General features: G+C 41.9%; 30 protein-coding genes and 1 tRNA gene. 7 read left to right on the top strand and 24 right to left on the bottom strand.

What is annotated here, in order from left to right; genetic code table 11:
* The 20 genes from L5M18_RS04580 to L5M18_RS04675 all read right to left on the bottom strand — a co-directional run.
* Nucleotides 1-166, bottom strand: a 166-nt coding sequence (locus L5M18_RS04580; RefSeq protein WP_263149190.1) for a transposase domain-containing protein, incomplete at its 3' end; no start/stop codon positions are given.
* Between the two features lie 120 nt (nt 167-286).
* Nucleotides 287-697, bottom strand: a complete 411-nt coding sequence (fliS, locus tag L5M18_RS04585) for a flagellar export chaperone FliS (RefSeq protein ID WP_212600932.1) — start codon at nt 695-697, stop codon at nt 287-289.
* Nucleotides 698-703: 6 nt separating this feature from the next.
* Nucleotides 704-1,024 carry a flagella biosynthesis chaperone for FliD, FliT gene (locus L5M18_RS04590; protein WP_131523083.1) on the bottom strand — a complete coding sequence of 107 codons (321 nt, stop codon included), beginning with the start codon at nt 1,022-1,024 and terminating at the stop codon, nt 704-706.
* A 30-nt stretch (nt 1,025-1,054) separates the two neighbouring features.
* Nucleotides 1,055-2,425: a flagellar filament capping protein FliD gene (gene fliD / locus L5M18_RS04595; protein WP_263168853.1), complete on the bottom strand. Its 1,371-nt coding sequence runs from the start codon at nt 2,423-2,425 to the stop codon at nt 1,055-1,057.
* A gap of 45 nt (nt 2,426-2,470) precedes the next feature.
* Complete coding sequence (locus L5M18_RS04600; protein ID WP_263196058.1) at nt 2,471-2,848, bottom strand: flagellar protein FlaG; 378 nt, start codon at nt 2,846-2,848, stop codon at nt 2,471-2,473.
* Nucleotides 2,849-2,988: 140 nt separating this feature from the next.
* Nucleotides 2,989-3,813: a flagellin gene (locus L5M18_RS04605; protein WP_263196059.1), complete on the bottom strand. Its 825-nt coding sequence runs from the start codon at nt 3,811-3,813 to the stop codon at nt 2,989-2,991.
* Between the two features lie 260 nt (nt 3,814-4,073).
* Nucleotides 4,074-4,901, bottom strand: coding sequence for a flagellin (locus L5M18_RS04610; RefSeq protein WP_263196060.1), 828 nt, complete (start codon nt 4,899-4,901; stop codon nt 4,074-4,076).
* Nucleotides 4,902-4,995: 94 nt separating this feature from the next.
* A complete protein-coding gene (gene flgL, locus L5M18_RS04615; protein WP_263196061.1) occupies nt 4,996-6,207 on the bottom strand; it encodes a flagellar hook-associated protein FlgL in 1,212 nt (403 codons plus the stop codon).
* Nucleotides 6,208-6,218: 11 nt separating this feature from the next.
* A complete protein-coding gene (gene flgK, locus L5M18_RS04620; protein WP_263196062.1) occupies nt 6,219-8,144 on the bottom strand; it encodes a flagellar hook-associated protein FlgK in 1,926 nt (641 codons plus the stop codon).
* A gap of 40 nt (nt 8,145-8,184) precedes the next feature.
* Complete coding sequence (gene flgJ, locus L5M18_RS04625; protein ID WP_028761202.1) at nt 8,185-9,327, bottom strand: flagellar assembly peptidoglycan hydrolase FlgJ; 1,143 nt, start codon at nt 9,325-9,327, stop codon at nt 8,185-8,187.
* Nucleotides 9,328-9,344: 17 nt separating this feature from the next.
* Complete coding sequence (locus L5M18_RS04630; protein ID WP_028761203.1) at nt 9,345-10,436, bottom strand: flagellar basal body P-ring protein FlgI; 1,092 nt, start codon at nt 10,434-10,436, stop codon at nt 9,345-9,347.
* Nucleotides 10,437-10,447: 11 nt separating this feature from the next.
* Nucleotides 10,448-11,122: a flagellar basal body L-ring protein FlgH gene (gene flgH, locus L5M18_RS04635; protein WP_028761204.1), complete on the bottom strand. Its 675-nt coding sequence runs from the start codon at nt 11,120-11,122 to the stop codon at nt 10,448-10,450.
* Between the two features lie 11 nt (nt 11,123-11,133).
* The gene (gene flgG, locus L5M18_RS04640) at nt 11,134-11,922 is read right to left on the bottom strand and encodes a flagellar basal-body rod protein FlgG (protein WP_028761205.1); all 789 of its coding nucleotides are present in this window, start codon (nt 11,920-11,922) and stop codon (nt 11,134-11,136) included.
* 10 nt (nt 11,923-11,932) lie between these two features.
* Nucleotides 11,933-12,676: a flagellar basal-body rod protein FlgF gene (gene flgF / locus L5M18_RS04645; protein WP_113939456.1), complete on the bottom strand. Its 744-nt coding sequence runs from the start codon at nt 12,674-12,676 to the stop codon at nt 11,933-11,935.
* A 172-nt stretch (nt 12,677-12,848) separates the two neighbouring features.
* Entirely contained in the window at nt 12,849-14,210 is a 1,362-nt protein-coding gene (flgE, locus tag L5M18_RS04650) for a flagellar hook protein FlgE (RefSeq protein ID WP_028761207.1), read from the bottom strand.
* Between the two features lie 82 nt (nt 14,211-14,292).
* Nucleotides 14,293-15,063, bottom strand: coding sequence for a flagellar hook assembly protein FlgD (flgD, locus tag L5M18_RS04655; protein ID WP_263196063.1), 771 nt, complete (start codon nt 15,061-15,063; stop codon nt 14,293-14,295).
* A gap of 24 nt (nt 15,064-15,087) precedes the next feature.
* The gene (gene flgC, locus L5M18_RS04660; RefSeq protein WP_006085646.1) at nt 15,088-15,504 is read right to left on the bottom strand and encodes a flagellar basal body rod protein FlgC; all 417 of its coding nucleotides are present in this window, start codon (nt 15,502-15,504) and stop codon (nt 15,088-15,090) included.
* A 2-nt stretch (nt 15,505-15,506) separates the two neighbouring features.
* Nucleotides 15,507-15,911 (bottom strand): flagellar basal body rod protein FlgB, encoded by a 405-nt coding sequence (gene flgB / locus L5M18_RS04665; RefSeq protein ID WP_113939454.1) that lies wholly within the window; start codon nt 15,909-15,911, stop codon nt 15,507-15,509.
* A 143-nt stretch (nt 15,912-16,054) separates the two neighbouring features.
* Nucleotides 16,055-16,894, bottom strand: a complete 840-nt coding sequence (locus tag L5M18_RS04670) for a CheR family methyltransferase (RefSeq protein WP_168824478.1) — start codon at nt 16,892-16,894, stop codon at nt 16,055-16,057.
* 100 nt (nt 16,895-16,994) lie between these two features.
* Nucleotides 16,995-17,915, bottom strand: a complete 921-nt coding sequence (locus tag L5M18_RS04675; RefSeq protein WP_028761211.1) for a chemotaxis protein CheV — start codon at nt 17,913-17,915, stop codon at nt 16,995-16,997.
* A 202-nt stretch (nt 17,916-18,117) separates the two neighbouring features.
* On the opposite strand from L5M18_RS04675, the gene flgA reads away from it, so the two are divergent.
* The 3 genes from flgA to L5M18_RS04690 all read left to right on the top strand — a co-directional run bounded on the left by flgA (nt 18,118) and on the right by L5M18_RS04690 (nt 19,652).
* Entirely contained in the window at nt 18,118-18,825 is a 708-nt protein-coding gene (gene flgA / locus L5M18_RS04680) for a flagellar basal body P-ring formation chaperone FlgA (protein WP_263196064.1), read from the top strand.
* Between the two features lie 75 nt (nt 18,826-18,900).
* Entirely contained in the window at nt 18,901-19,224 is a 324-nt protein-coding gene (flgM, locus tag L5M18_RS04685) for a flagellar biosynthesis anti-sigma factor FlgM (RefSeq protein WP_107948432.1), read from the top strand.
* 2 nt (nt 19,225-19,226) lie between these two features.
* Complete coding sequence (locus tag L5M18_RS04690; protein ID WP_131523073.1) at nt 19,227-19,652, top strand: flagella synthesis protein FlgN; 426 nt, start codon at nt 19,227-19,229, stop codon at nt 19,650-19,652.
* Nucleotides 19,653-19,779: 127 nt separating this feature from the next.
* On the opposite strand, the gene L5M18_RS04695 is transcribed toward L5M18_RS04690, so the two are convergent.
* Both L5M18_RS04695 and L5M18_RS04700 read right to left on the bottom strand, forming a co-directional pair.
* Nucleotides 19,780-20,229, bottom strand: coding sequence for an LPP20 family lipoprotein (locus tag L5M18_RS04695; protein WP_263196065.1), 450 nt, complete (start codon nt 20,227-20,229; stop codon nt 19,780-19,782).
* On the bottom strand, nt 20,226-20,858 hold the full coding sequence (locus tag L5M18_RS04700; protein ID WP_028761216.1) for a FlgO family outer membrane protein: 633 nt from the start codon (nt 20,856-20,858) through the stop codon (nt 20,226-20,228). The genes L5M18_RS04695 and L5M18_RS04700 overlap by 4 nt, the downstream gene beginning before the upstream one ends.
* A 280-nt stretch (nt 20,859-21,138) precedes the next feature.
* Between L5M18_RS04700 and L5M18_RS04705 the strand changes: the two genes are divergently transcribed.
* From L5M18_RS04705 to L5M18_RS04720, 4 genes are all read left to right on the top strand, one after another.
* Nucleotides 21,139-22,305 carry a flagellar assembly protein FlgT gene (locus L5M18_RS04705; RefSeq protein WP_131523072.1) on the top strand — a complete coding sequence of 389 codons (1,167 nt, stop codon included), beginning with the start codon at nt 21,139-21,141 and terminating at the stop codon, nt 22,303-22,305.
* A gap of 55 nt (nt 22,306-22,360) precedes the next feature.
* Nucleotides 22,361-22,436 (top strand) — tRNA-Arg (locus L5M18_RS04710).
* Between the two features lie 51 nt (nt 22,437-22,487).
* Entirely contained in the window at nt 22,488-23,780 is a 1,293-nt protein-coding gene (locus L5M18_RS04715) for a motility associated factor glycosyltransferase family protein (protein WP_263196066.1), read from the top strand.
* On the top strand, nt 23,780-24,034 hold the full coding sequence (locus tag L5M18_RS04720) for a hypothetical protein (RefSeq protein ID WP_263196067.1): 255 nt from the start codon (nt 23,780-23,782) through the stop codon (nt 24,032-24,034). Before L5M18_RS04715 ends, L5M18_RS04720 begins: the two co-directional genes overlap by 1 nt.
* A gap of 13 nt (nt 24,035-24,047) precedes the next feature.
* Here the strand turns inward: L5M18_RS04720 and L5M18_RS04725 are convergent, their stop codons facing one another.
* Together L5M18_RS04725 and L5M18_RS04730 are read right to left on the bottom strand one after the other, a co-directional pair.
* Entirely contained in the window at nt 24,048-25,055 is a 1,008-nt protein-coding gene (locus tag L5M18_RS04725) for a glycosyltransferase (RefSeq protein WP_263196068.1), read from the bottom strand.
* Nucleotides 25,055-26,857, bottom strand: coding sequence for a thiamine pyrophosphate-binding protein (locus L5M18_RS04730; protein ID WP_263196069.1), 1,803 nt, complete (start codon nt 26,855-26,857; stop codon nt 25,055-25,057). Before L5M18_RS04730 ends, L5M18_RS04725 begins: the two co-directional genes overlap by 1 nt.
* Between the last annotated feature and the right edge of the window lie 9 nt (nt 26,858-26,866).

Here is a 26,866-nt window from a genome sequence, read left to right on the forward strand (position 1 = left end):
CGGCCCAAATCATCGCGTCCATCGGCAATTTACGCCGTCTTAACGTCGCAACGCCCTGAGAGTCTAGACAAGATTGAATTAACTCAGGTTCTAACACATCTGCTAAGCAGGTGAATTCGGTTAGGCGGGTAATATGAGTACGGGCGAGTGCTTCTGAGAGTTGCATAAAAAATCCGATGACATGAGGTCATCGGATTTTGATCTTTTCAGCGAGATCGTCAAGCGATCTGTCTTAACTGATCGGCATTACAACAAGTGCGTCTATTTTTAATCACCAAATAAGATATTAACCCGCTTCAGAATGCGCAGAAATATTATGTTTATCTGCAGGAATTGCATCCCAACCTTCTTTGATAGTACGTAAAATATCACATACATCATCAATCGCTTTCACATCATTATTTAAGTTAGCTTCAGAAATTCTACGCAACATAAAGTCATATAAATCACTCAAATTCCTAGCTATCTGGCCACCAGCGTCCATATCTAAGCTATTGTTTAAACCAGTAATAATCCCAATAGCTTTGCCAATGTACATACCTTTATTAGACAAGTCATTTTGTTCAATCGCAAGGCGACTTTGTGCTAAACGTTGTAGTGCCCCCGCAAACATAAGCTGAATAATACGATGTGGTGACGCAACAGTAATTTCACTCTCTAAAGACACCTTACGATACGATTGCAGTGATCCTCTCATAAAAACCTACCTGTTTAAATCTATAGTCTCATAAACACTAATCTGGCGCTTATTCTTATTACCTGCATGTAATAATGCTTGCCTATCTGCCATAACAACACTTGCTTTACTTGTGTACTCTTGAGTAAGTTCAAGCTGATGTTGAAGATAATCAACATCTGTCATATTAGCATCAGCCACTAATACGTTGAGTAAAATTTGACGCTCTCCAACCAGTACCTGCAAGTTCGACACCAACTCGTCAGATTGAGGAGCTTCAGCAGGAAGCTGAGTCAGTTTATTTAAAATTTCACTCAAAAGGACATTAAGCTCATCGAGTTGTTTCACTTATACTTCCCTTACTCATTTATAAATTCACTATCGTTTTTTAACAGCTCCAGGAAGCGAATTCAAACGATCAACAAGACCACTGCTCTGTTGATTGAGTTGACCAACGACAAGATCCATCGCATTAAATTGCTTCGTTAAACGCGCGGTTAACTGATCCATTTTAAGCGTAAAGGCTTCTCTTTGATCTGCGATTTGGCTTTGCTGATTGGTATATCCGGTTTGACGAGAAGCAATCAATCCTCGAGACTTGACATAGCTATCTGCAAGATCATTAAAGCGATTAGCAAGCCCTTTATCTGGTGTCGAGAATAATGCCTCAACACTGGCCATATCTTCAGAGATGACTTTATTAAGTTTAGTGTCATCGACAGATAACTTACCATATCTATCTGTTTTTATACCTATATCATATAATGCTATCGAACTGCCGCTATCAGTTGGCACTCGTTCACTCGATATACTTCGGAGTTGCGATTCTATAGAACGGATCATAGAGTCGCCCTGTAATGCAGCTGCTGTTTTTTTCTCTTTATCATAGGACGACATTTTATCAACTGCTGTCGCTAAACTATTGTAGGCATCGACAAAAGCTTTCACATTTGTCTTTACTGCATCATCATCTTGTTCAATTTTTAACGTAGTCGTCTTAGAAACATCAGCATCAGTTAAGTTTAACGTCACACCTGCAATAGCATTTTTAACTTCATTAGTTTGTGAGGTAACTTTCTGATTATCGATATAAACAACCGCATTTTTAGCATCTTGAAGCGTGGAGATATTTCCAGCACCGAACATATCATTTAGTCCAGTTCCAGTCGTGTCATTAGCTATAATACTAATTTGATTGTCTTCACCTGACTTATCTGAACTAAAAACCAAACGACTGCCTGCATCACTGGTAATAACAGTTGCAGTTACGCCCGCATTATCTGGTGATTCATTAACTTTTTTAGCAATCGCAGCAAGCGAATCGGTAGCCGAAACATCAATGGAAAAATTCTTACCATTGATACCAAAATCAAGGCTCCCTTCACCTACAGGTAATGCAGGATCAGCAACGTTTTTTCCAGCAATTTTATGATTTACGGCAAGTTGCTCAACTTTGATACCATAGCTACCGGCTTGTGCAGTTTTGTCTGTTGTTGCTGACAAATAAGTTTGATTACTAACAGATACCTTACGCAGATTGAGGGCATCGCCAGTTTGAAGTTTTTTTAAGGCATCTTGAAACGTAGACAACGCACTTTTTAAGGTTCCCATTGCAGAAACTTTTGCTTTGATGCTATCTTCCGTTTTATTAAACATCGCTTCTTTCGGTGTTTTTTCGGCATCGACTAACACTTTAACAATGTTGCCAATATCCAAACCAGAACCGATACCCATCGCTGTTAATGCCATATAAACCTCTTACTCTTCAACTATCACTACTAGTAATGTGGATATCTACGCCTCTGTTTTCATCAAAAGCCCAGTGACTTCAGATAATTTCTCAGCTAAGGCTAATGCTTCTTCACTCGGCATTTGCCTAATGACATCGCCAGTATCTCGGTCAAGTACAGTCACAACAGCTTGTCCAGAGTTCTCATCAACCTTAAATGCTAAACCTTTACGCATCATAGACATCATATCAGACAACTCTGTGGCAACTTGAGCCAGCTTACTTGGATTCTGTTCATTTTTCGTCACATCTTGTTCCGCAGCCTGTTCAATCGCCGTATTTCGCTTTAATTCTGCATCTGGAGAAGATACTTTTAGCGGCGTTTGAGCTAAATCAACCTTACTGTGAAGCATAGAAGGTGAACTTGCTATATTGATATCCATAGCCATACCTCAGCAAATTTAGTAATAACTTTAAATAGTTACATTAAAATTACCCTATAAAACTACATTAACCTTTAAAGTGGCAAAGGGAGATCCGTCACCGAACCTCCCTTATCACATTCTCACTATTCTGCTTTAAACTACAGCAGTGACAAGGCCACTTGAGGTAACTGGTTGGCTTGGGCCAACATTGCAGAACCCGTTTGCTGTAAAACTTGATTCTTAGTCATTTGCGATGTTTCTTTCGCGAAATCCACATCAACAATTCGGCTCTTCGCATCAGCAACGTTTGCTTGCGTATTCGCACTGTTACTAATGTTATAGGCTAAACGGTTTTGAATCGCACCCAATTTTGCTCTTTGGTTATCGATTGTTTTTATTGCTGCATCAATATTTGTTAGTGATGTACTTCTCTGAGCCGCTGTAGATACTTTAATATCTGATGCCTGTACTTTTATCGCACTGGCAGTTACTTTACCTACCGAAATTGCAATATCCTCACCATTTTGATGACCAACTTGGAACGATTTCCCAGCAGAAAAACTACCATCTAATAATTTGGTATTACCGAATGCAGTAGTATTAGCGATTGCAGTGATTTCAGTAGCAAGTGCATCCAACTCTGACTTAATAGCTGATACGTCAGATGTTGAATTTGAACCATTTTCTGCCTGAATGGTTAAATCACGCATACGTTGCAGCATGTTAGTTTGCTCTTGCATCGCACCTTCAGAAATCTGGGCGATTGAGATTGCATCGTTGGCGTTACGCATTCCCACATCCAAACCGCGCACTTGGCTGTTTAGACGGTTAGAAATAGCTAAACCCGCTGCGTCGTCTTTGGCACTATTGATACGTAACCCACTTGATAGACGTTCCATTGAGGAGGCTAATCCAGTGGCAGAAGAGTTTAAATTTTTCTGTGCTTTTAAAGATGTGACGTTAGTGTTTACTGTAATGGCCATGATTCTTTCCTCTTTATACCTGGCTTGTTAACTTGCCTGTCTACTTAAGCCAGGCGGGTCTTAGTGGTTACAGTATATTTAACGGCAGTATCTTTTTTATCTTTAGATTTTTTTTGATAAAAATTATTTTTTTAAAAAAAAGTTTAATTTTCATTAAGTTAATAATAAGTAAATTTCTCAATAAACACTTTGCCTACTTTCTTAGATGATTCTAGAACAAGTAGGCAAAAGTACTGCACAATCTCTTCACTTATGTAAAATTACCCTAATAGGGATAATGCTACTTGAGGCAATTGATTCGCCTGTGCCAACATAGCTGAACCAGTTTGTTGCAGTACTTGGTTCTTCGTCATAGTTGCAGTTTCTTTTGCAAAATCAACGTCAACAATACGGCTCTTTGCATCTGCAACGTTAGCTTGGGTATTTGCACTATTGCTAATATTGTACGCAAGTCGATTCTGAATAGCACCTAAGTTTGATCGTTGAGTATCAATAAGTTTGATTGCTGCATCAATATTTGTTAATGATGTACTTCTCTGAGCAGCAGTAGAGACCTTCACATCAGATGCCTGAACTTTCAAAGCACTTGCAGTGACTTTAGATACAGTAACAGTGATATCTTCTGTATTTTGATGCCCTACTTGGAAACTTTTTCCCGTAGAAAATGAGCCATCAAGTAATTTTGTGTTACCGAACGCAGTGGAGTTTGCGATAGCAGATATTTCAGATGCTAGCGCATCAATTTCTGATTTGATAGCATCTACATCAGAGGTTGAGTTCGCACCATTTTCGGCTTGTATGGTCAAGTCACGCATACGTTGCAGCATATTGGTTTGCTCTTGCATCGCACCTTCTGAGATTTGAGCAATTGAAATCGCATCATTTGCGTTACGCATACCCACATCTAAACCGCGCACTTGGCTGTTCAAGCGGTTAGAAATGGCTAGACCAGCGGCATCGTCTTTTGCACTGTTAATGCGTAGACCACTGGATAAACGTTCCATTGAGGTCGCTAAACCGCTACTGGAAGTATTTAAATTCTTTTGTGCCTTCATTGAAGTCACGTTGGTATTTACTGTAATAGCCATGTTGAGTTCCTCTTCCTAGTTATACCGCCAAGGCTTGGAGCTTGGCTAAATTTTTAACAATTTATCTTACAGATGGATAGGTACTTGCTTTCTGTTAAATAAAGTCGAACAGGGAAACAGAACCCACCTTACTAAACACGCTAGAGACTGCGTTCAATGCAAGCTGTTGCTTTTCAAATTCCGTAATCGCTGATGCATAATCGAGATCTTCCAAGAGTGATAGCGCTGATGAGTTCACCACTTTCTCCTCGGTATGAGTCTCTTTGTAACTCTCGACAACTTTCAGATTATTCCCCGCCACACTTCTGGCAGAACTAATTTGATTGACGCCACTATCGATGTTATTCAATATCTGTGCCAACTGAGCTCGACCTTGGGGAGTGTTGGCAGAATTAGGGTCTTCAATTAATGCAATCGCATTACTGATCGTATCGAAAATACTGACTTCGGCCTGCGGCTCCATGGTGAAACTATCGCCAGCGCTGGGTTTTCCATCAATTTTAACTTCTATACCATTAAAACTAACTGGATTAGTGGCATCGAAGTTAGCTACGTTTGCGACAGGATTACTTGCAGAATCGAGCACTTGCAAGTTAGTACCGCCAGCACCATTATCAGTGAAGTTAAATGTATATGTATCAGCAACATAAGTTGTAGCATCAGCAATTTTTGCTGTTTTAACGCTAAACTCCCCCTGCTGGCTGGCCAAATAATTGACGCTATAATCACCAAGTCCATTGGGTGCTTTCATAAACGCGCTATCGCCAGGGATGTTTGTCCCCATGGCAACACCCGTTTGTACTAAACTATTTTTGACGCCAGAGTCGCCGCTATACACTATTTTAGGCGGCGTCGAGTTATCAAAAGCAAAAGGTTCTTTATCGGTACTGAAACCAGAGAACATATAATTGCCAGATTCATCCTTACTATTGGCAATAGAGAGCAATTCTTCTAAGCTGCCTTTCATCTCTTCGGCAATCATTTGCCGCTCAGTTCCTGAGAGTGTGCCGTTTATCGCTCGCATAACTTGCTCACGCATAGAGCCAGTTAAATCTTCAGCACTACCGAGTTTGCTTTCTGCCACAGCAAGACGATTTGTCGCATAGTCAATATTTTTCATAAACTGATCGACGAGTGCATTTTTCTGATTCAGATTATCGATACCCTGTGACGCCACAGGATCATCACCAGCAGTATTGACTTTCTTACCACTGCTCAATTGGTCAAGAATTTTGCTGGTCGCCGTTTGCTTTTGCAGCACACTGGTAATGCTTTGATTAAAAATCTGCGCGGATGATAATCGCATAGTTAAATCTCCTAACGCACTGAGGATAATAAGGTGTCAAAAATCTGCTGTGCAGTCGTCATGATCCGCGCAGAGGCTTGATAGGCTTGCTGAAAACGCATTAAATTTGCTGCTTCTTCATCTAAGTTCACGCCCGACTCACTCTCTACTCGCGCATAAGCTTGTTGATACACGGCCTCTGCCGAACCAACACGCACTTCAGCCGCTTTCGTTTTACTGCCTACCTCGAGCTTAGTGTTCTCGAACACATCAGCTAGGGTCGACTTTCCCCCATTCATCACCTTACTTTCGCTCAACTTAGCCATAGCAACAGCATTAGAGTTATCCCCCTCTGCGAAGGATAAATCGAAGGTAAATCTGTCATTGCCTGCAGCCGCTTTGCTGTCAACTTCAAAGGTAAAACCAAAAGCGCTAATACTCGGAGGCGTATAAGGGGCTGCAGCCCCAAGGGATGTTCCCGCGGCGTCGAATGCTTCATAGGTTGGAGGCACAACTGTGGTATCGAGCTTTATCGTCAACTCACTGCCCGTTACAGGGAAATTTGCGGCATTACGATTGCTAATTTGAGTCAACTTCACTTGGGTATTGCCCGAGTTAGCGGCATCTGCAGTAATCTTTGGTGATGCGGCGGCAATGCCTTTAGGGTCTTTCATGACCACTTCAATGCCATTTGAAGCACCTGCTGTCGGGCGAATGGCAAAACGATCGCCAGACGCCATAGCGCCCGCTTTTATATCAATTGAAAATCCAGATCCACCCGATAAAGTCGAGCCAGTTAACGTCAGTGGCGTAATTGCCCCCGTTTTCGAATCTCTAAGCTCATAAGTTGCAGGCGCGGTAAATGACAGTTCGTAGGCACCACCAGTTAATAAACTGGTGTCATCTATGGTGACGCCTAACGTTGCATTACCTGTATTACCAGAAAAACCTGCTGCACGGCCCAAAGACATCATAGGATCGTTGATATCTTTGAAGATATTGGTACCAACTTGCCCATTGAGGTCAATACCTTGTGCTTGCATTTTATTGAAGTTATCAGCCACGCCCAAGGCTAATTGATCGAGCTCATGACCCGCGGGAATTAACGTTTGATCACGATAATCAAAAATGGCCCCTAACTGACCGCCAAGTTTACTCGGATCAACAGTGACACTTTGCGAACCAATACTTGAAGTCAATTGGAGCTCATTCGGAAATGGATCACCCGCTTGGACTCCCATCGTCATAGCAATTTCGCCAGAAACCAACATCACTGAGCCACCGAGCATTACGCTCTTAGCACCATTTTCTAATGGAATAACATTCACTTGAGCGTACTGGCTTAACTCTTGAACAAGTGCATCTTGCTTATCAAGCAACTGCGCATCCTGATTCGGCGACTTCATTAACTCTAGGTTTAAATTTGCCAGTTCTGTACTGATCTCATTGATACGCTTAGTCATACCAGTGATCTGGTCATTGGTCTGATTAAGCTGGCCATTCAAATACGACTGCATCTGATTAAGACTGCTGGCAACTTGCTGTGCGTTTGTTAGGGTCGAACTCCGAATACCCAAATCTGCAGGCAAATCAGCCACACTATTCAGCCCCGAAAACAGGTCATTCAAGCTTTGTGGCACAACTTTACCTACCTGTGAAAACAGCTGATCTAGCTCACTCAATTTACCGTAGCTGGCTTCGGCGGCACTTAACGTTGTTTGGCCAATGCGTAACTCTCTTGCGGCATAGTCATTGTAGATACGCTTAACGTCATTAACGTAAGTTCCTGTGCCATAAAAACTACTACCAAAACGCTGCGATTCAAGAGTCGACTGGGTTGCCACTTGTCTGTGGTAACCAGCGGTATTGGCGTTAGCTATGTTATTACTGGTAACACCCAGTTGCGACTGGGAGGCAAGCACCCCAGTTCGCGCTATATTCAGTAGATCAACGGCCATTAGTTGACACTCCTATGAACAAACAGGGTTGTAAGATTCATCATTTGTCTTCTCCTGGCAGAATTGATTTCAGTTCTTCACTGATCGACTGCATCACTTTAATCACTTTTTCAGCGTATCGAGGATCAGTGGCATAACCCGCATCCTGCAAAGCTCGGATGAATTGAGTAGGGGAAGCGGCCACTTTTTTCGCATCTTGATAACGTTCACCTTCGGCAATGAAGGACACAAAATCGTTAAAGCTATGCTCGAAATCACTATAAACTCGGAAGTCAGCTTTTTGCTGGACAGCAACACCGTGCTCAAATTCTAAGGTACTGACGTTAGCCTTATCACCTAACCAACGACGATCAGCTTTAATGTTGAATAGGTTATGACTCGGCGCACCGTTATTGCCGCGGACGATTTTTTGTCCCCAGCCAGTTTCCAGTGCCGATTGCGCCAACAATACTTCTGGTTGAGTACCTAATGTTTTTGCGGCTTTTTCAGCATGTGGATATAAGGTCGCTAAAAATTCTTCTCGACTACCGAACCTGACAATTTTTTGGGTTTCCCTAAATGCTGCCGTCGGCAAAACTTGGCCGCTAATCACAGGTTCTACCACTGAAAGTGATTGTTCACTCCAGCTCGGCTTAGGCGTATCGATAGCCAGTGAACGATTAGGCGCATCAATGTCCATTGATGAATTTGCATCTTCAGCTCTATCCGGTTCAAATACAGGCCGAGCGATAGCAGCCGGCACACCATGATTTACAACTGTGGGTTCAACCACAGGAGCGGCTGAACTCTGCATAGGCACATTAAGCGCTTTATCGTCGTGGAGCATTTTCATTCCACCATCGTCACGCAATACCGATGCAGGCGTGAAATGACTTGTTTCGGGAGAGAGTTGCTGCACCATCATATCGGCAAGGCCCAATACACCTTTGTCAGATAAATCGACCGATAACTGCTGATCGCGCATCTGCTCGTAAAACTGAGTGTATTGGCTATTGAGTGGACTATCAGACTGAAAAACCGCATTGGCATCGCGCATACTTTTCATCAGCATTTGCACGAAAATACCTTCAAATTGTTGGGCAACCTTTTTCAAGGCGCCCTTCTCATCTTTCTGAGCCTGGGCGCGGAGTGAATCTAGCCCGCCCAAATCAAGAAAATGTGATGAACTTGAAAGCTTTTCCATGATTTTCCCGACAGAAATTAGATGATGATAAGTTCACCATGCAAAGCTCCTGCCACTTTTAATGCTTCAAGTATTGCTAACACATCTGAAGGGGCTGCACCGACTAAGTTAACCGCTCTAACCAGCTCATCCAGCGTAGTGCCTGGATTAAACATAAACATACGGCGGTCACTTTCTGTTGCTGTAATCGTACTATTACTCGTGACGGTTGTTTGACCATTTGCCAACGCGTTAGGCTGCGAAACCTGTGTCGCCTCCGCAATAGTGACAGTCATGCCGCCATGGGTAATCGCCGCAGGGAGTAAGCGTACGTTTTGCCCAACCACTATGGTTCCAGTACGTGAATTAACGATCACTTTGGCAGATTCCTCTGCGGGAACAACATCGAGGTTTTCAAGCGTTGCTAAAAAGGAAACCCGTTGTGATACATCACGTGGAGCTGTTACCTGAACAGACGTCGCATCTAAAGGACGCGCCATATCAGGACCTAATAGATCATTGATCGCATCGGCCATGCGCTGCGCAGTAGAGAAGTCCGAACGACGTAGGTTAAACGTCAAATAATCGCCAGTTGAAAATGGGGTCGCTACACTACGCTCAACAATTGCGCCATTCGGTATACGACCTACAGTTGGCGTATTTTGAATCACCTTTGAACCATCTAAACCATCGGCACTAAAACCACTCACCACTAAACTACCTTGGGCGATCGCATACACATTACCGTCGACCCCTTTCAAAAAGGTCTGTAATAAGGTGCCACCGCGTAAGCTTTTGGCTTCGCCTAAGCTAGATACCGTCACGTCAAGATCTTGACCAGGTTTGATAAAGGCAGGCATATCCGCGTGTACGGCTACCACTGCAACGTTTTTAATTTTCGGTTTGACGTTGTCAGGAAGATTAATCCCAAAGTTTTTGAGCATAGTCATAAAGGTCTGCTCGGTATAACTGGTTTTTTCCCCCGTTCCCGGCAAACCGACCACTAAGCCATAACCAATCAACTGGTTACTACGCACACCTTGCACATTGGCAATATCTTTAATTCGTTCAGCCTGACTAGGTAGAGAAAACACTAGCATGGCAACGGCTAACACCAGTTTATATTTCATGATACGACTCCTTAGAAGGGCCACCAGTCGCTCATAAAGAACTGGCTTAACCAGCCCACTTTTTGAGCATCTGCGAAAGTGCCTGTGCCACTGTATTGGATACGGGCATTAGCCATTCGCGTTGAATCGACAGTGTTATCGGGTTTAATGTCCTGCGAGCGAACGAGACCAGTGACACGAATAAACTCATCACCATTATTGATTGAAATCCATTTTTCACCACGGATCACTAAGCTGCCGTTGTTCAGCACTTGCATCACGTTTGCCGAGATACTGCCATCTAGACTATTGCTCTGATCCGCATCCGATTCACGCTTAGTGTTCATGCTATCTTTGTAACGCAAATCAATTGGCACTCCGCCAATGGACACATTACTACCACCAGCAAAGATGGGATCTAAGCTCATGTCTGAGCCTTTTTTGATCTGATTGCCTGCACTCTTCTTCGCCTGAGTCGATTCCTTCAATACGATAGTGATAATGTCACCGACTTTATGGGCGCGTATATCCGAATACAAGCTAGATGCTTGGCTGTCTTGATAAATAGAGCCAGTTGCGGCAATTTTTGTCGGCGGCGCCTCTGGGTATACCGGCGCGTAAAAGGGATCATCCGCAAGGGGTTTCTTTTGCGTCGAGCTACAGGCTGCAAGCAATAACGCGACGGCCAACACAAGATATCTAGCCATGATGTTTGCCTCTATAAATTCTGAGTCACATAAGACAGCATCTGATCTACCGCTGAAATCACTTTGGAGTTCATCTCGTAAATGCGCTGACTTTCGATAAGGTTCACCAGTTCCTCGGTCACGTTCACGTTAGAGGTTTCTAAGGCGCCTTGACGAATAGCACCCATGCCATCTAACGAAGCGGTACCTTGAATTGGCGTGCCGCTCGCACCAGTTTCCGTATATAAGTTTTGTCCCATAGGATCTAGACCCGATGGATTAATAAAATCCGTCATAGTCAACTGACCCACGACTTGGTTCTCAGCGGTACCCGGCGTTTTTACTGAAACTTCACCCTCTGCTGAAACGGTAATACTGGTCGCATTATCAGGAATAGTGATCGCGGGTTGTAGCAAATAGCCAGAACCTGGAGTCACAATCTGACCCGTATCGTCTAAGGTAAACTGACCATTTCGAGTATAAGCAGTGGTTCCATCAGGGAGCTGGATTTCAAAAAATCCAGGACCTTCAATCATAAGATCCAGCGAGTTATCCGTCGTCAGCATGTTACCCTGAGTAAACATTTTTTGAGTGGCGACGACTTTCGTACCCGCACCTATGTTTAATCCGTTGGGTAGCTTAGTGTTAGATGCACTAACACCACCCGCTTGGTTAACTGTTTGATAGAGTAAATCTTCAAATACTGCGCGGCTTTTTTTGTAGCCCACAGTGCTAGCGTTCGCTACGTTGTTTGAAATCACTGAAATATCAGTTTGCTGTGCGTCTAAGCCAGTTTTACTAATCCATAACGCCGGATGCATAATCTATCTCCTAACTAATACGCATTAATGAAGATGAAGCGCGATCATTCTCTTCCGCGGTTTTCATCATCTTGACTTGCAATTCAAACTGGCGCTGAAGATCAATCAAAGACACCATTTCATCAACAGGGTTAACGTTACTGCCCTCTACGGCACCACTTTCAACTGTGACGAAAGGGTCAGCTGGTGCAGGTTCGCCTGACATTTGTCGAAATAATCCATCTTCACCACGCATCATCTGCGCATTGCCGGGATTAACTAACTTCAATCTCGCCACTTCTTCTATCACTTCAGCAGTCGCCCCTTGAGGGCGAACAGACACTATGCCATCCTGTGAAATTGACACTTTATCAATAGGTAATGGCAGCACTATCGGGCCAGCATCCCCCATCACGGGATTGCCTCTGTCGTTATACAACATGCCCGTCGCATCGAAACTGAGACTACCGGAACGGGTATAAGCTTCACTGCCATCTTTCGCCTGAACGGCAAACCAGCCATCGCCTTTAATGGCAACATCGAGATCCCGTCCAGTGGTTTTTATCGGACCAGAGCGAAAATTAGCTGACGGAGATTCTGTCATCGCAAACACCCTTGAAGGCAACCCTTCACCGAAGGCTTGCATCGATCTGGCCTGCGCCATATCTGATTTAAAACCATCGGTATTAGCATTGGCTAAGTTGTTCGCACGGAGTGCCAGCTCATTCATATTTTGCTTAGCGCCACTCATGGCGACATAAAGGAATTTGTCCACAGACTGCTCCGTCAAATTTTCTACATGACAATATCCAAGCAAGCATCATGCCAAAAAAAATAACGTTTAATTTACTGATAGAATTGAAAAATATGAAAATGAAGTGATTTGACGGCAGGATAAAGGCTAAGTGTTGCCACTGGCGGCAACACTTAGTTAAATAAAGTAATGATTAGCGGATTTGTAATACGGTTTGTTGCAGCGTGTTATTCACTTCAAGGGTACGAGAGTTCGCTTGGAAGTTACGCTGTGCCGAAATTAAATCGACCAGTTCAGTAGTTAAATCGATGTTCGATTGCTCTAACGCCGATGAACTGATGCTACCAAAAGTTCCACTATTTGCCTCACCCGCTAACGCTGGACCTGAAGCTAAACTGGCTTTCCACGACGTATTACCCACTTGCGTTAAACCTTGTTCATTAGCAAAACGAACTAAAGCAACCCGTGCTAAAGGCACGGTTGAACCATTAGAATAACTCGCGGTCACTAAACCATCTTCGCCGATTTCAACGTTAGTTAAGCGGCCTACAGTCGTACCATCTTGCGTCAACTCAGTTGCACCAAAAGGAGCAGCATATTGCGTTGGGGCATTAAACTTCACAGTCAACTCTTGAGTACCATCGGCACCTGGCCCTAAAACACCTGCACCACTGACGCCCAAAGCCTCAGTCTTGACTATAGCAGGATCACTACCAGTGTAGACACCAACAGAATTGAACTTGAGTACAGAGCCTTTCCAACCACCAGCAGTTTGAGCTGTGCCCGTTGCATCAGGCGTACCATCGCCGGTGGTATCTGTTTGATAAGTACCAGCAGGACCGGCTAAATCGACTTGCTTTCCATCAACAGCATAGTAAGCCACCCAATTGTTCTCACCATTGTACGAACCATCTTTGGGCTTAACAAAATAAGTGGTCATAATATGTGGCTCACCGAGTGAGTCATAAATTGTCATTGATGTAACGTTATTGTAGGTTTTTGCATCTAGAGGATCGAATGCCGCGGGGTCGAGTGCACTTTCCTTAGCATTTAAGTTCATTTGTAAAGTAACATTCTCAGTCTTTACAGGGCTACCTGCAGTGTCTGGTATTTGTACCGGCTTAGCCGTCGTTAAACTCACTGATGTCGAGTTCCCATCTTTATCCACAGGGAAAGTTTGCAAATAATTACCAGCAGAATCAACCATGTAATTATTTTTATCGACCTTAAATGCTCCAGCACGGGTAAACGAGTGGTCTAATGTACCCAGTTCAGAGGCAGTAACGAAAAAGCCACCCCCTTTAATCGCCATATCAAGGGAGTTATTCGTCAACTGTAAGCTACCTTGATGGAATTGCTGTGCCACTTGGCTCGTCGCAACACCACCACCGACAGCAGTTTTAGCATTTGAAAAAATAGAATTAGCGTAAACATCCGCAAATTCAGCACGGGACTCTTTAAAGCCAATGGTGTTCGCATTAGCAATGTTATTCGCCGTAGTGTTTAAATCTTTCTGCGCGGCAGAAATGCCACTCAATGCAATGTTAAACGACATAATTCACCTCTACACTTGACTCAATTCATTTATGAGCGACTTACGCCCAATTCGGATACTGCAAAAATTCTTTTAGGCAAACTTAGGTTTCAGACACAGCTAACACATCGGTTAACTTGATGCCCATACCGCCTCTCAAGTTAAGAATCGCGCCAGTACTGGCCGTACCGAGAGAAACGCTGGTCACATGAGCATAGGTCGAGACTGGCAATTCTTGGGATTTCCCATCCACTAAACCACTCGCCTTGATCGTATAGTTACCTGCGGTTACAGGGTTTCCGTCTTTATCGAGGCCATCCCAGTTAACATCGACATTGCCCCCCTTACTGCCATCAACTTTAAAGGTGGTCACAACTTGGCCTTTCTCATCCTCAACACGTACAGTAACTTCAGGAATTTTAGCTGGCGTGCTAATCACACCTTTTATTGTTGGGCTTTCAGCTGAAATGTTACCTGTATCAGTTGGGATCAACACCTTGCGACCAACAAGTCCTGATGCCTGTAATGCTTGGCTTGATGTCATAACATCGTTTAAATTAACGATTTCCTTATTCAACTTAGTAATACCATCAACCGTCGAGAATGATGCCATCTGCGCAATCATTTGGTCGTTGTCGACGGGCTTAAAGGGATCTTGCATCGATAACTGTTGGCTTAATAACGAGAAAAAGTCATCTTGAGTTAACTGCTGGCTTTTTGCTTCCGGTACTATTGACTCTTTTGGCAAACGTATGCCATCAAGAAACGGATTACCCGTTGAGCTGGTTGATGAATTCGTCGTAACGGCATTTGGCTGACTCTTATTTTGAGCCGTCTGCGCCGACGCTTGGTTAATTTGATTAATGAGGCTCACAGCTTACCTCCTAAGTAACACATGTTATTTACCCATCCCAAGTGTTTGTTGCAGCATAGACTTAGCTGCTTCAGCGACTTGAACATTCATTTGATATGAGCGCGAAGCAGAAATCATATCTGCCATTTCTTCCATGACATTAACATTCGGTTTATAAATAAAGCCGTCCGCATCCGCCATAGGATGATCGGGCGAGTATTCTTTCAGTAGTGGTTTATCACTTTCTACAATGCCTTTTACTGCAACGCCTTGAGAAGCTTGTTGCTGACTTTGGGCTTTAGCCATTTCGGCTTCAAAAATGGGATGACGGGAACGATAGGTCTTATCTACACTACTCGAGACGGAATCCGCGTTGGCTATGTTGCTCGCGGTGGTGTTTAGCCTGACCGATTGAGCAGACATTCCCGAACCAGCAACATCAAATATGCTAAATAAACTCATGATTAATCCCCTCTCAACGCTTTCTTCATGCCACTAAACTTACTGTCTAAAAAACCTAGCGACATTTGATATTCAAGTGCATTTTGCATGAATGCCGATTGTTCCTGTTGGATATCAACAGTATTACCATCACCGGTATCGGGTTGATTTGGCACACGGAACTTAACAAATTGCCCAGTCAACTCCGCAAGCCCAAAATGCTTATCTGGCTCTTGCATTTCAAGACTATTTCGCTGCTGCTGTTGGCCTCGAGCGGCCTGCATTGCCGCAGAAAAATCAACATCGCGGGCTTTGTAATGTGGCGTATCTGCGTTAGCGATATTGCTTGAAATAACTTCAGCCCGCTGCGCTCTAATACCGAGAGTGTATTGATGCACACCCAGTGCATTATCAAAATTGATCGCCATAAAATTGCCTCCTCGTGTTCTCACGAAAATAAAGCAATTCATGTGCCAACATCAGGAAAATTTTGAGAATAACAACAAGGATGAGCAAGTGATGGGTAAAAAATTACCGACAATTGTCGGTAATTTTCTTTAGAGCGGCTGAGTTAAGTCTTTTTCTGGTAATAAATGCCAGGGTTACAACGAACCATATCAAACTCGTCCGTTAAACCAGCGATAGATTCTGATGCACCGAGAAATAAAATCCCTTTGGGATTGAGAGCGGCAGCGAATTGCCGCAAAATTTTTGCCTTTGCCTCTGGTGCAAAATAAATCAGCACATTGCGGCAAAAGATAATGTCGAACTTGCCAAGCAGACTATAACTCTCAAGCAAATTATGCGCTCTAAAGTTCACCAACCGCTTCACATTATCCTTTAACTTCATATTACCTGAAGGTAATGCATCAAAAAACTGACGCTTACGTTCTTCAGATAAACCACGCGCTAATGCCAAACTATCGTACTCGGCATTTTTGCAGCGTTCCAACATGGAAGGAGATAAATCCGTTGCTTGAATCGAAGCACTACCAGCCAAGGCACCAGGCTTCTTCTGTTGATACTCAAGAATAGTCATAGCCAATGAGTATGGCTCTTGGCCTGACGAGCAAGCCGCAGACCAAATTTTAAGCGGACGCCCCAGACGACTGTATTCTGGTAGTAGGACATTATTCAACAACTCAAATGGATAACGATCACGGAACCAAAGGGTTTCATTGGTCGTCATAGCATCGATCACTTCAGCTCTGAGCGCACGCTCAGTAGGCTTCATCGAATGCTTAACCACATCAGATAAGGATGGCAGGTTATATTTGCCCATCAAAGGAGCAAGACGACTGCGCACAAGATATTGCTTATTTTCACCCAGTACGATGCCGCTGTGTTGCTCTAAGAACAACCTAAATTGATTATATTCAGCCTCAGCGAGTGATTTATTTGGCACATTCACATCCTAAATCCTATAGCAAGCACCAAAATCAGTGCGAAACCATCATGTTATAAAGTCGAGATTATAGCGTAAAGCGTATCTAGGTACTAACCTACAGCAATTACAAACTTAAATGCTTATTCACAGCAGCGGCCAGTTCGTCAGGATTAAACTTAGCGATAAAGTCATTAGCCCCCACTTTTTGAACCATTGCCTGATTGAATACACCACTTAACGAAGTATGCAGTACCACTTTAATATGCTTAAGCTTAGGATCATCTCGGATTTCAGCGGTCAGGGTGTAGCCATCCATTTCAGGCATCTCAATATCAGAGATGATGAGGGGGATCTCATCGGCCACATTATCCATCTCTTTGGCGATTTCTTTAAGCTTGTCTAATGCTTCGCGACCATCTTTTGCGGTATCAATTTGTAAATTCAATGACTCAAGTGAACGAATAATTTGCTTACGCGCCACGGCAGAATCATCAATAACCATAATATGGTAATGCTGAGTTCTGTCGAGGGTCAGTTTTTCATTGGCTTCTTCACTGATAGCCGTTTTAACCGGTGAAATCTCATCTAAGATTTTTTCCACATCGAGAATTTCAACTAATTCACCTTCAATTTCAGTCACAGCTGTCAGATAAGAATAACGACCAGCACCTTGCGGCGGAGGCATAATCGCTTCCCAATTCATGTTGATGATCCGCTCAACAGAACTGACCAAGAAGCCTTGAACACTGCGGTTATATTCAGAAATAATGATGAAACAGTTTTCAGTGCTCGCTAAAGGTTTTCCCCCTGTTGCCGCACTCAAATCAATCACTGAAATGGTTGTTCCACGAATATGAGCAACCCCCTTCACATAAGGATTAAGTTTAGGCAAAGTGGTCAGTGGTGGACACTGCAGTACTTCTTTCACCTTAAACACGTTAATCCCAAACCGTTGACGACCGTTTAATTTAAAAAGCAGCAATTCTAAACGGTTTTGTCCAACGAGCTGGGTTCGTTTGTTGACTGAATCAAGAATACTCGACATAACTCTGCCTTGTTGTTCTGTTTATGTTCGGCCCTATAACTCAGTTGAGTATAGGCATATTAATTGCTTACGTCTTATCTATCGATAAACATAGTCGAAACTGAGTCAATCTTCTGACAGTGATGCAAATTATTACAGTGGTCAGCTTCGAACTTAATAAAAGTATAGGTGCATTCTGGCGTTACAAGCTAGTCTCTTCATTATGAAAGTAAATTTAGTCTGTTTTTTTAGTCTTTTCACCCTCTTCATGCCCGCTTTAGCGAGTGCAGAGCCTATTGTCCCCACCGTATCGGCAATCTCAGAATTAGCTAAAGCGCTTATTTCAGAAAAAATATCCGTTCCAGAAAATGCCAAAGTAAATATTTCGCCACAGATGGTTGACGCAAGAATGCTGCCGTCACAATGTTCGTCTCCAATGAAAGTTGAACTGGCTAGCGATAGGGAAATTAGCCGTAATAACACCTTAAAAGTCAGCTGTGATACGCAAGACTTAGCTTACCCTTGGCAAATCTATATCTCGGTTCGGGTGGATATCTTATTCCCCGTTGTTGTCTCAACCGAAATCTTAGCACCAGGCGAACTCATCTCTCCTAGTCAAGTAGAAGTCCGTTACATTGAACAAAATAGCTTGAGAGGTGCCGAATTCGATGATCCGAGTAAATTGGCTGGCGTGCGAGTAAAACGACGAGTAGCAAAAGATAATCCCATATTAAGCAACAACTTATGCTTCGTTTGTAAAAATGATTCGATCTCTATCTACGTTCGTTCTGGCTCATTCGAGCTCAAAACAGCGGGCGAAGCCCTACAAGATGGCAATAAAGGTGATCGGATCAGAGTCAAAAATAGCAGTTCAAACAAAGAACTAGATGCTATAGTCACAGGCATTGGCGAAGTTGAAGTAAGAATGTAAAATAATCTAAAGCTTTTTTGTAAGCTGCCGATACCCCAGTTAAGAAATCCCGTACACACGACGCTGGAGCCTAAAATGGCAATTGATATTAGCAAACTCAACACTGCAACGACTGCGCAAGTTCGTTCAGGCGCAACGAAAACGAGCAGCGATCAATCTGCTCAAGTTGCTACAAAATCGACAACACCACAGAGAAGCGATTCAGTGGTCATTACGGCCCAGGCACAACAACTTCAAGGAGCTCAGACTAAAATGGCTAGCCTTCCTGAAGTTGATCAAAAGAAAGTAGCCGAAATCAAACAAGCTATTGCCGAAGGTCGCTATAAAATTGACCCTGAAAAGTTGGCTGCCAATATTGCAAGTTTTGAAGCCGAACTTAATGACTTAAATAAAGAGTAACTATGACTGAAATAGCTAAACTGGTAGATCTACAACACGCCCATTTGGCTGTTCTTAAGCAAATCATACTCAAGGAAAAAGGCGCTTTGGTTGACCAAAACGCCGATTTACTGCTTTCCCTTGCTAACGAAAAATCGCAATGTCTGAAAGAACTAAAGACTAATGATGATATTCTGGCAAAACACAGTGATAAATCGCTACTCACTCAGCAAGTCGAACTCGTGCATAAAATGGCCGAGATCAAAGACGCATTGACTGAATGCAAAGAATTAAACGAACAAAATGCCAGTTTAATTGAGATGAATTTAGCGAGTTTAAATCGCTTTGCTCAAGCTTTACAAGCCAGCAGAAACGCCTCCAGCCTCACCTATAACGATAAAGGCAAGACCTCGACTATCTCAAGTTTAGGCAATGATTTAAAGGCCTAACAAGCGCATCACTCCCACTTAGCATTCCCTTTTCTAAGCTCTGATTAGATATTAATGTCTTGTACAAAAAGAAAAGCCGCGTAAATACGCGGCTCAATACATGCTGTTGAACATACATTCAATAACGCTAGAAATACGTCACTTCCTTCACTCGTTGTGGACGGTTCTGTTGTTGATAAAGCGCCCAAACCTGTGAAAAATCAAGTTCTAACTCAGTGACATAATGCTCGCCTGCTGGATAACTCTTAACGACTCGTGCGCCGCGGATCACACCAGAAACTGACGCTTTGACATTATCGTCCGTCAACATCCAATCACTGACACTGCTGTTTGCCGTTATTTTCTGCCCATAAACTTGTTCTGCTAATTCACGATAAGCCACAATTTTTGATGCCTGCATAGCCATCAACACTCTTTGTGATTGCTCTTTAGCCGGTTGAGTCGCTAACGGCGCATATCCTATAGCCGTTAACTTAGGAAAACTCGGCGGCGGCACATCTTCCCATTGCACATATCTATCTTTAGCAGCGCAGCCAGTTAGCATTAGCGCCACAATAACAAAAAGGTAGCGTTTCATTTTCCATCTCCTAAAACACGTACTTCATTCATACCTGGACTCGCCTGACGATATAAGATGCCATTTTGTGAGACAATTTGCTCCGAAGGCTGCATGTAGTTTGCCAACTCTTTTTGAGTCACAAAAGTTTGAGATGCCGATACCACGCGATTGTTACTAATGTTCACAATCCGAGTATTGATCGCCATACCATTGGTTACTACGCTCATAGTCGAAACGACAAGATGCTCAACAGGAAGATCTTTCGACAATTTTTGCCAATCTCGCGTCAAAATAAAATCCCCGTCAGATGTGACTCTCAAGCCATCAGCTAAGTTTAAATCCACCACATTAAACTGAAAGCTATGGAGCGACGTCATTAATCCTTGCTGTAACTGTTGCGCTAACGCATTAGTGCCATTCAAATCGCCCACTAATACTGGTGTTGCAACTACGATAGGTTGATCAGAACGCAAAGCATCATTTTGCTTAACGAGCTCAGTCACTATTCGCTGTGCTAAATGGTTAATCACTGCCGTTGGCGGCAACCCATTGCCATCCACTAAACTCGGTTTGGGCGGCGTAACCGGTTTAGCTACACATCCACCTAACATTATCAATGTTAAGGGAATAATCACACGCTTTAGCATTGGATTTACCTCATCTATGGGTGCATTGGCAGTCAAGTGACTCACTTTCTAAGCTTCAAATTTTTAATGAGTAACAAAAACCAGCAATCTTTGGACCAATATTAACCTCAGTCCGACAATATTCTTCTATTACGCAGTATATCGACTGTAACGCTGGAAACTTTATCAAAAGTTCTCATACTCAGGCACGAAATTTGCTTTATTGACATATTAGATTAAGAGTCAGAAAACTGGCTCGATTGGTAATATCGCCATTAGCTTAGCGATAAGGATTGAATTGATGCACATACCAGGTTCAGCTTCGCTCATCATTTTGAGCCTTTTACTACTTTCTTTGCCCACCAGAGCCGAATGGATAGAAGCCAGCGGAGAAGCAACTATTATCAATGGTAATACAGCTCAAGCAAGGGAAGAAGCAATTAATCAAGCTGTTAGCTATGCGACTTTAAGCACAGGTATTCAAATATCCAGCGAGCAACAAACCTCTAATGGTAACCTCACACAAAATAACTTTGCGATAAATCGTAACGCCCAAGCCATAAACATCCAACTCGTAAGCGAGCAAATTCAGGGAAATAAAATATATGTATCCCTACGCCTCGATCTAAATGATGATCCAACACAACAGTGTCCTAATGGCCAATTAAAGGCCGCTATTTTAATACCTCAAACACAAATAAAAGATCGTTCTCAGCTTAGATATGGACAACTTTCAGGCTTTGAAGAGGTCATTTCAGAGGCGTTAGGGAACACTATAGAAGATTACTCTTCAACTGGCTTTAGTCACATCCATGCTAACGAGCGACTCGATATTGAACAAGACCTAGTGGATATTCGCGGTTATCGACTCCCAAGCTGGCTCAGTGAAATTACCGACAGCCAATATATTCTTCAACCGCAGATCATTGATATATCGATAGAGCCTGTACAACCCACCTTCTTAGGATTTTGGGATGAAGCTCCGCTAAGGCAATTTCAATTCAAACTCAGCCTCTATCATGGGATCAGTGGCGAAGAGGTCTGGAGCAAAAGCTACAGCACATCGGCCCCATGGGAATTTGAAGAACAGGCTATCATTGCTCCCAACAGTAATAGATTCTGGCGTTCCTCCTATGGAAAAAGTATTACTCAATTAATATTGCAAGCTACCCGAGATTTAGACAGCACACTTAATTGCAGGCCATTACTTGGCCAAGTCGTTAGCCGACAAGCAGACAGGATTATATTAAATCTAGGCCGCAAACATGGCATTCGTGTCGGTGATAAATTCCAAGTAGTATTACAACAAAACTTACCCGATAGACTCAATGAAATGCGCGCCGTCGCGACCAAAAGTCGTGCAACGGTAAAAATTGAGCAAGTAAGCGAAGAAAGTGCCACCGCAGTACTTGTAGACCAAAATGCCGCCTACAATGTACAGATAAACGACATAGCGCTTAAGATTTAAGCAACTAAATCATAAGCCTTTTAATCAAAGATAAAACCAGTATAATCACTGTCGTCTCTTCATAGCTCAACAGGATAGAGCAGCCGCCTCCTAAGCGGCCGATCGGGGTTCGAGTCCCTGTGGAGAGACCAGATAGTGACCTTGGTGATATCAAACTCCCAGAAATCTTCCGGAGAAACGGAATGACTCAGCTATTTGCGTCTAATCTCAATATTATCGTCAAGCGTTGGCCTATCGTAGCAGCTGCAATAAAATCAAGTCCATTTGATCACCTTAAAGCTCACTTAGTTATTGGAAGTAATCAAACAATCAGTGTTAATGGTATTCAATTAAGCAGCCGACACGATCGTATTGCAGAAGCCAAACTGTATATCAATACCCTTCCAAAAGATGTAAATAGTGTGACAGTTTATGGTGTGGGTATGGGAGATGTTCCAACACTATTAATTGAAAAAAACTCGATTAATACGATTAAAGTCTGCTTGCTTAATACATCACTATTCTCATTATTGATCACCTATACAGATCAATCAGAATGGCTTAGTCATCCCAAAGTTCAACTACTCGAGCCCCAAAAACAAAATCGCCTTGATCCGGTCTATATTGCCATCACCCCAGACTTAAGTTTAGTCTCAAATGAAAATGCCAGTTTACGTGATTTGCTGGTTTACGAAAATAATATAGAATTTGTGAATAGCAAACATAAATTAGATGACCCTGTAATTAAAGCAAGATTCTCAGAGAATCTCTCTTTTCTCAAATTAGATCCTGATGCCGCAATGTTAAAATTAATACACAAGCAGCACACAGCTTTTGTCATAGGATCTGGCCCTACACTCGAGGAACATTACGGTTATCTAAAATCACAGCGTGAGCGGCCTAGCAATGATAGGCCATTGCTGATAGCAGTAGATACATCGTTCAAAGCATTAATGGGACAAGGTATTATTCCTGATATTCTCGTTAGTATCGAGCATAATATTACACAAGAGCATCTACCAGAAAGTATTCCTGAAACAGTAACGCTAGTCTATTTCCCTAGAATACCCGCGAAAGTAATTGGTTCTTGGCCTGGTCCTCGTTTTAATGCGTATTCAAAAGGGAAAATTTACGATCAGCTTCATAAAACATATCCAAAATTACGTTTATTTACTAATGGCAGCGTGATTCATCCAGCCATAGATCTTGCAGTACACTTAAATATCTGGGAAATTACATTATTCGGATGTGATTTTAGCTATCCAAATAATAAAACCCATGCTTTTTGGAAGGATGGTGAAATTGGCCCTAAGGCGGGGAATGCAAAACACTGGATAATCAATGGTAGAGGCGAGCGAGTTTCAACTGATCTTAACTTTAGAGCCTACCTTAGAAACTTGGAACATTATATAGCAACTAAACCTCGTATAAAGTTTTATCAATCAAACCTATCTGGTGCGAAAATCAAAGGAACTCAATTCAAGGATTGCAAATAATGCTGCATAATAATCAAGCCTTAGACGTTCAACTAATTAATACAGCCCAACAATTCCGTTTGGGAAAAGAGGCCGAAGCCTCTAAAAGATTAAGAAATTGCATAGATTTACTTGAGTCAGAACTGAAAAAATTAAAGGATACATCAGCCATTTCTAACATAATACCATTAATGTTAGCCGCTCAAGAACGACAAGACTGGCTTGGACTTGCAGATTATTTAGAGTATGAATTAGCTTATATTCTAAACAACTAAAATCACTTTATTTTTATATATCTAACTTTGGATTAATCAACCTAATTAATTGATACCTCTTTCGCCTAATCCATTCAATCGCTCCTGCAAAAATTTTGCAGATAACTGAAGGAATTAGGCACAAAAAAAACATATAACAAAAAATAACTTTACCGCAAAGTTTTAAAACACTATTTTTATTTTCCCCCAACAATTTAAAGTTTAACCCATTTGCCCCTCGAATGTGTAACAAACTTCTCCAGCTTAATAAACCAGAGTGAGTTACTAATAATTTTTTTGCAATATCTTTACTTCTATCCGAATATACATCCGGTAAATTAGCAACGAAAGATGGCCAATTATAAAACATTATTTCAAAAAATCTTGAGGGCCATCCAACTTTTCTGACTGGCGTTTTGAGAGTTACTACACTTAACTCTCTACAAAAAAGTAAACTAAAATGATTACTTGCAATATAATCAAGCACAAAGCCGACAATACCAAAATCAGTACCTCTATACTTTTCAAATCTAGGATGAGAAATCAACTTCCTATTAATAATGTTGCAACTAATACACGCAATGATTGGTGTCAATTCATCAATGACTAAATTTTTATCATTATAAACAATTTCAGTATTATGTCTATAACGTCCAACCAAGTTAGTTAAGATAAAGTCGTACTCGTTAGACCCAACTAATTTCCCTAAAATCCCATCTAAAACTGATGGTAATATTTCATAAGAATCACCTAGTATCCAAATATATTTTGAATTCGGCATAAAAACTGCATTTTCAATATTCTCATCTGAGGTCACTGTTTTAGCCAGAGATTTAACAAAAATAAATTCGTATTTATTTTTCCAATAAGCAATTACCTCAAGCGTATTATCTGTAGATGCATTATTAGAAATATAAAGCCCTATATTAAATAACTTAAGTCGTTCAATATGCTTTTTTAAAAAAAAATCTACAAACTCAGCCCTATTATAAGTTGGCATAACAATAGCCAAAGTTGTATTTAAACCCGGATGCATTTTCATTATTTCTCAGAACTTTTCCAAATATTTTCAGCCATTTCATTTTGAGATAAAAAAGGAGACATATCTTCTAGTGATGGCGATACTATACTTCCATCTGAAAGCTGTTTTGACGCTAGCTTAGGAGAGAAAACCTGAGTATCATCAAGAATAAGCTCACAGATAACTGGACCAGAATGAACCATCACTTGTTTAATAGTACTCTCCATAGAAGCATGATTATCACATTTAAAATAAGGTAAACCGAAACCCTTACTCAATGACTCAAATTTTGGAAATGTAACACCAGAGTTTCTACTCGCACCAACTTCAACACCATCAAAAAAGTTCTTTTGTGTTTGATAAATTGATGAGTAACCTGCATTATTTAAAATGAATATCTTAATTGGCAATTTATTACCAACGATAGTTTCAAGTTCTTGGAGATTCATCATAATACTACCATCGCCAGCAAAACAGACAATAGGCATAGCTGGAGCCCCATAAGAGGCTCCTATTGCAGCTGGTAACTCATACCCCATAGATGCGGAGCCAGAATTTGTCCATAAACGAGTTTTAGATTTAATTACTGCTGCTTGGAAGCCAATCACGCAAGCAGATCCATTTGCGGCAACGACTATTTGGTCATCAGATAGCATCTTGAAAAACGTATCCATAAAGCAATATGGATTCACTTTAGATGAATTCCAATACTCTTTTAATACCACAGGATATCGCTTCAATCTACCTTTACACCAATCCAACCAAACTCGATGTTTAGGTTGGGCAGCAATATTCTGCTGTAAAAGAAAAGGTATCAGATCAGCTAGGTCTGCTTGTATAGGTTTATCGATAATTAAACTTGGCTTTTGCATTTCCAACTCATCAATATCAACCATAATCTTATAAGCTTTAGGTGCAAATGCAGTCCAATTATAACTAATTTGCCGAATATTTAATCGGCACCCTAATATAAGAATTAAATCTGCATTTTGAATGACAAAATTACCTGAGCGATTTCCGACTGTTCCTGGTCTACCTACATATAAAGAATGTTCGTCGGGTAATAAATCATGAGCGTTCCAACCTGTAACTACAGGGACTTGAAATCTATCGATTAACTGAAGAAATGGCTCGTATGAGCGGCTAATCCTAACTCCAGAACCGGCTAAAATAACAGGCCTTTCAGACAATTCGATTGCACTAATAATTTCTGCTGACTCACTTAACAAATCCAAACTAAGCCATGGGTGCTCTAATTCTTCCGGATTAAAACCTACAAGTTCATCTGGATTAATGAATGAGCTTTGAACATCAATCGGTACATCTAACCAACAAGGGCCAGGACGTCCATGCGTTGCAAGATAAAATGCCTTTTCAAGGTGATAGCGAATTGAAGATGGATCGCTAATCATCTGTGAGTATTTAGTAATAGAGTGAACTATCTTACAAATATCAATCTCTTGATCACCATATTGTCGCAATGACATCCCAGTACTTTGAATCGTTGTTTGATACTTAACTTGCCCTGATATGACTAACATACTCAGAGAGTCTGTCCAAGCACCATGAACACCAGTAATTGCATTTGTTCCACCAGGACCAGTAGTCACATTAACAAGGGCTGGGCGATGAGTTAAGCGACTATATGACTCTGCAGCCATAGCGCAGGCTTGTTCATGATGATTAAAGATACAGTTCAAACCATTATGCCTACCAAGTGATTGATTAAGGTGCATAGCACCTCCACCAGTCACCATAAAAACCTGCTCAATTCCTAATTCAACTAATCGCTGTGCAATATAGTCCGATAATTTGATATTCATTTATATAAA

It is taken from the genome of Shewanella sp. SM20, assembly GCF_025654545.1.
Taxonomy (GTDB): Bacteria; Pseudomonadota; Gammaproteobacteria; order Enterobacterales; family Shewanellaceae; genus Shewanella; species Shewanella oncorhynchi.

Excerpts from the sequence above, each read along its gene's own strand:
- flgE (WP_028761207.1), bottom strand. The coding sequence starts at position 14,210 with ATGTCGTTTAACATTGCATTGAGTGGCATTTCTGCCGCGCAGAAAGAT.
- L5M18_RS04690 (WP_131523073.1), top strand. The coding sequence starts at position 19,227 with ATGACTGAAATAGCTAAACTGGTAGATCTACAACACGCCCATTTGGCT.
- L5M18_RS04730 (WP_263196069.1), bottom strand. The coding sequence starts at position 26,857 with ATGAATATCAAATTATCGGACTATATTGCACAGCGATTAGTTGAATTA.
- flgJ (WP_028761202.1), bottom strand. The coding sequence starts at position 9,327 with ATGGAAAAGCTTTCAAGTTCATCACATTTTCTTGATTTGGGCGGGCTA.
- L5M18_RS04630 (WP_028761203.1), bottom strand. The coding sequence starts at position 10,436 with ATGAAATATAAACTGGTGTTAGCCGTTGCCATGCTAGTGTTTTCTCTA.
- L5M18_RS04715 (WP_263196066.1), top strand. The coding sequence starts at position 22,488 with ATGACTCAGCTATTTGCGTCTAATCTCAATATTATCGTCAAGCGTTGG.
- flgA (WP_263196064.1), top strand. The coding sequence starts at position 18,118 with ATGAAAGTAAATTTAGTCTGTTTTTTTAGTCTTTTCACCCTCTTCATG.
- L5M18_RS04725 (WP_263196068.1), bottom strand. The coding sequence starts at position 25,055 with ATGAAAATGCATCCGGGTTTAAATACAACTTTGGCTATTGTTATGCCA.
- flgL (WP_263196061.1), bottom strand. The coding sequence starts at position 6,207 with ATGCGATTATCATCCGCGCAGATTTTTAATCAAAGCATTACCAGTGTG.
- flgK (WP_263196062.1), bottom strand. The coding sequence starts at position 8,144 with ATGGCCGTTGATCTACTGAATATAGCGCGAACTGGGGTGCTTGCCTCC.
- L5M18_RS04720 (WP_263196067.1), top strand. The coding sequence starts at position 23,780 with ATGCTGCATAATAATCAAGCCTTAGACGTTCAACTAATTAATACAGCC.
- flgG (WP_028761205.1), bottom strand. The coding sequence starts at position 11,922 with ATGCATCCGGCGTTATGGATTAGTAAAACTGGCTTAGACGCACAGCAA.
- flgB (WP_113939454.1), bottom strand. The coding sequence starts at position 15,911 with ATGGCGATCAATTTTGATAATGCACTGGGTGTGCATCAATACACTCTC.
- L5M18_RS04705 (WP_131523072.1), top strand. The coding sequence starts at position 21,139 with ATGCACATACCAGGTTCAGCTTCGCTCATCATTTTGAGCCTTTTACTA.
- fliD (WP_263168853.1), bottom strand. The coding sequence starts at position 2,425 with ATGGCATTAACAGCGATGGGTATCGGTTCTGGTTTGGATATTGGCAAC.
- fliS (WP_212600932.1), bottom strand. The coding sequence starts at position 697 with ATGAGAGGATCACTGCAATCGTATCGTAAGGTGTCTTTAGAGAGTGAA.
- L5M18_RS04605 (WP_263196059.1), bottom strand. The coding sequence starts at position 3,813 with ATGGCCATTACAGTAAACACTAACGTCACATCTTTAAAAGCACAGAAA.
- flgC (WP_006085646.1), bottom strand. The coding sequence starts at position 15,504 with ATGAGTTTATTTAGCATATTTGATGTTGCTGGTTCGGGAATGTCTGCT.
- L5M18_RS04600 (WP_263196058.1), bottom strand. The coding sequence starts at position 2,848 with ATGGATATCAATATAGCAAGTTCACCTTCTATGCTTCACAGTAAGGTT.
- flgH (WP_028761204.1), bottom strand. The coding sequence starts at position 11,122 with ATGGCTAGATATCTTGTGTTGGCCGTCGCGTTATTGCTTGCAGCCTGT.
- flgM (WP_107948432.1), top strand. The coding sequence starts at position 18,901 with ATGGCAATTGATATTAGCAAACTCAACACTGCAACGACTGCGCAAGTT.
- L5M18_RS04610 (WP_263196060.1), bottom strand. The coding sequence starts at position 4,901 with ATGGCTATTACAGTAAATACCAACGTGACTTCAATGAAGGCACAAAAG.
- L5M18_RS04700 (WP_028761216.1), bottom strand. The coding sequence starts at position 20,858 with ATGCTAAAGCGTGTGATTATTCCCTTAACATTGATAATGTTAGGTGGA.
- L5M18_RS04695 (WP_263196065.1), bottom strand. The coding sequence starts at position 20,229 with ATGAAACGCTACCTTTTTGTTATTGTGGCGCTAATGCTAACTGGCTGC.
- L5M18_RS04675 (WP_028761211.1), bottom strand. The coding sequence starts at position 17,915 with ATGTCGAGTATTCTTGATTCAGTCAACAAACGAACCCAGCTCGTTGGA.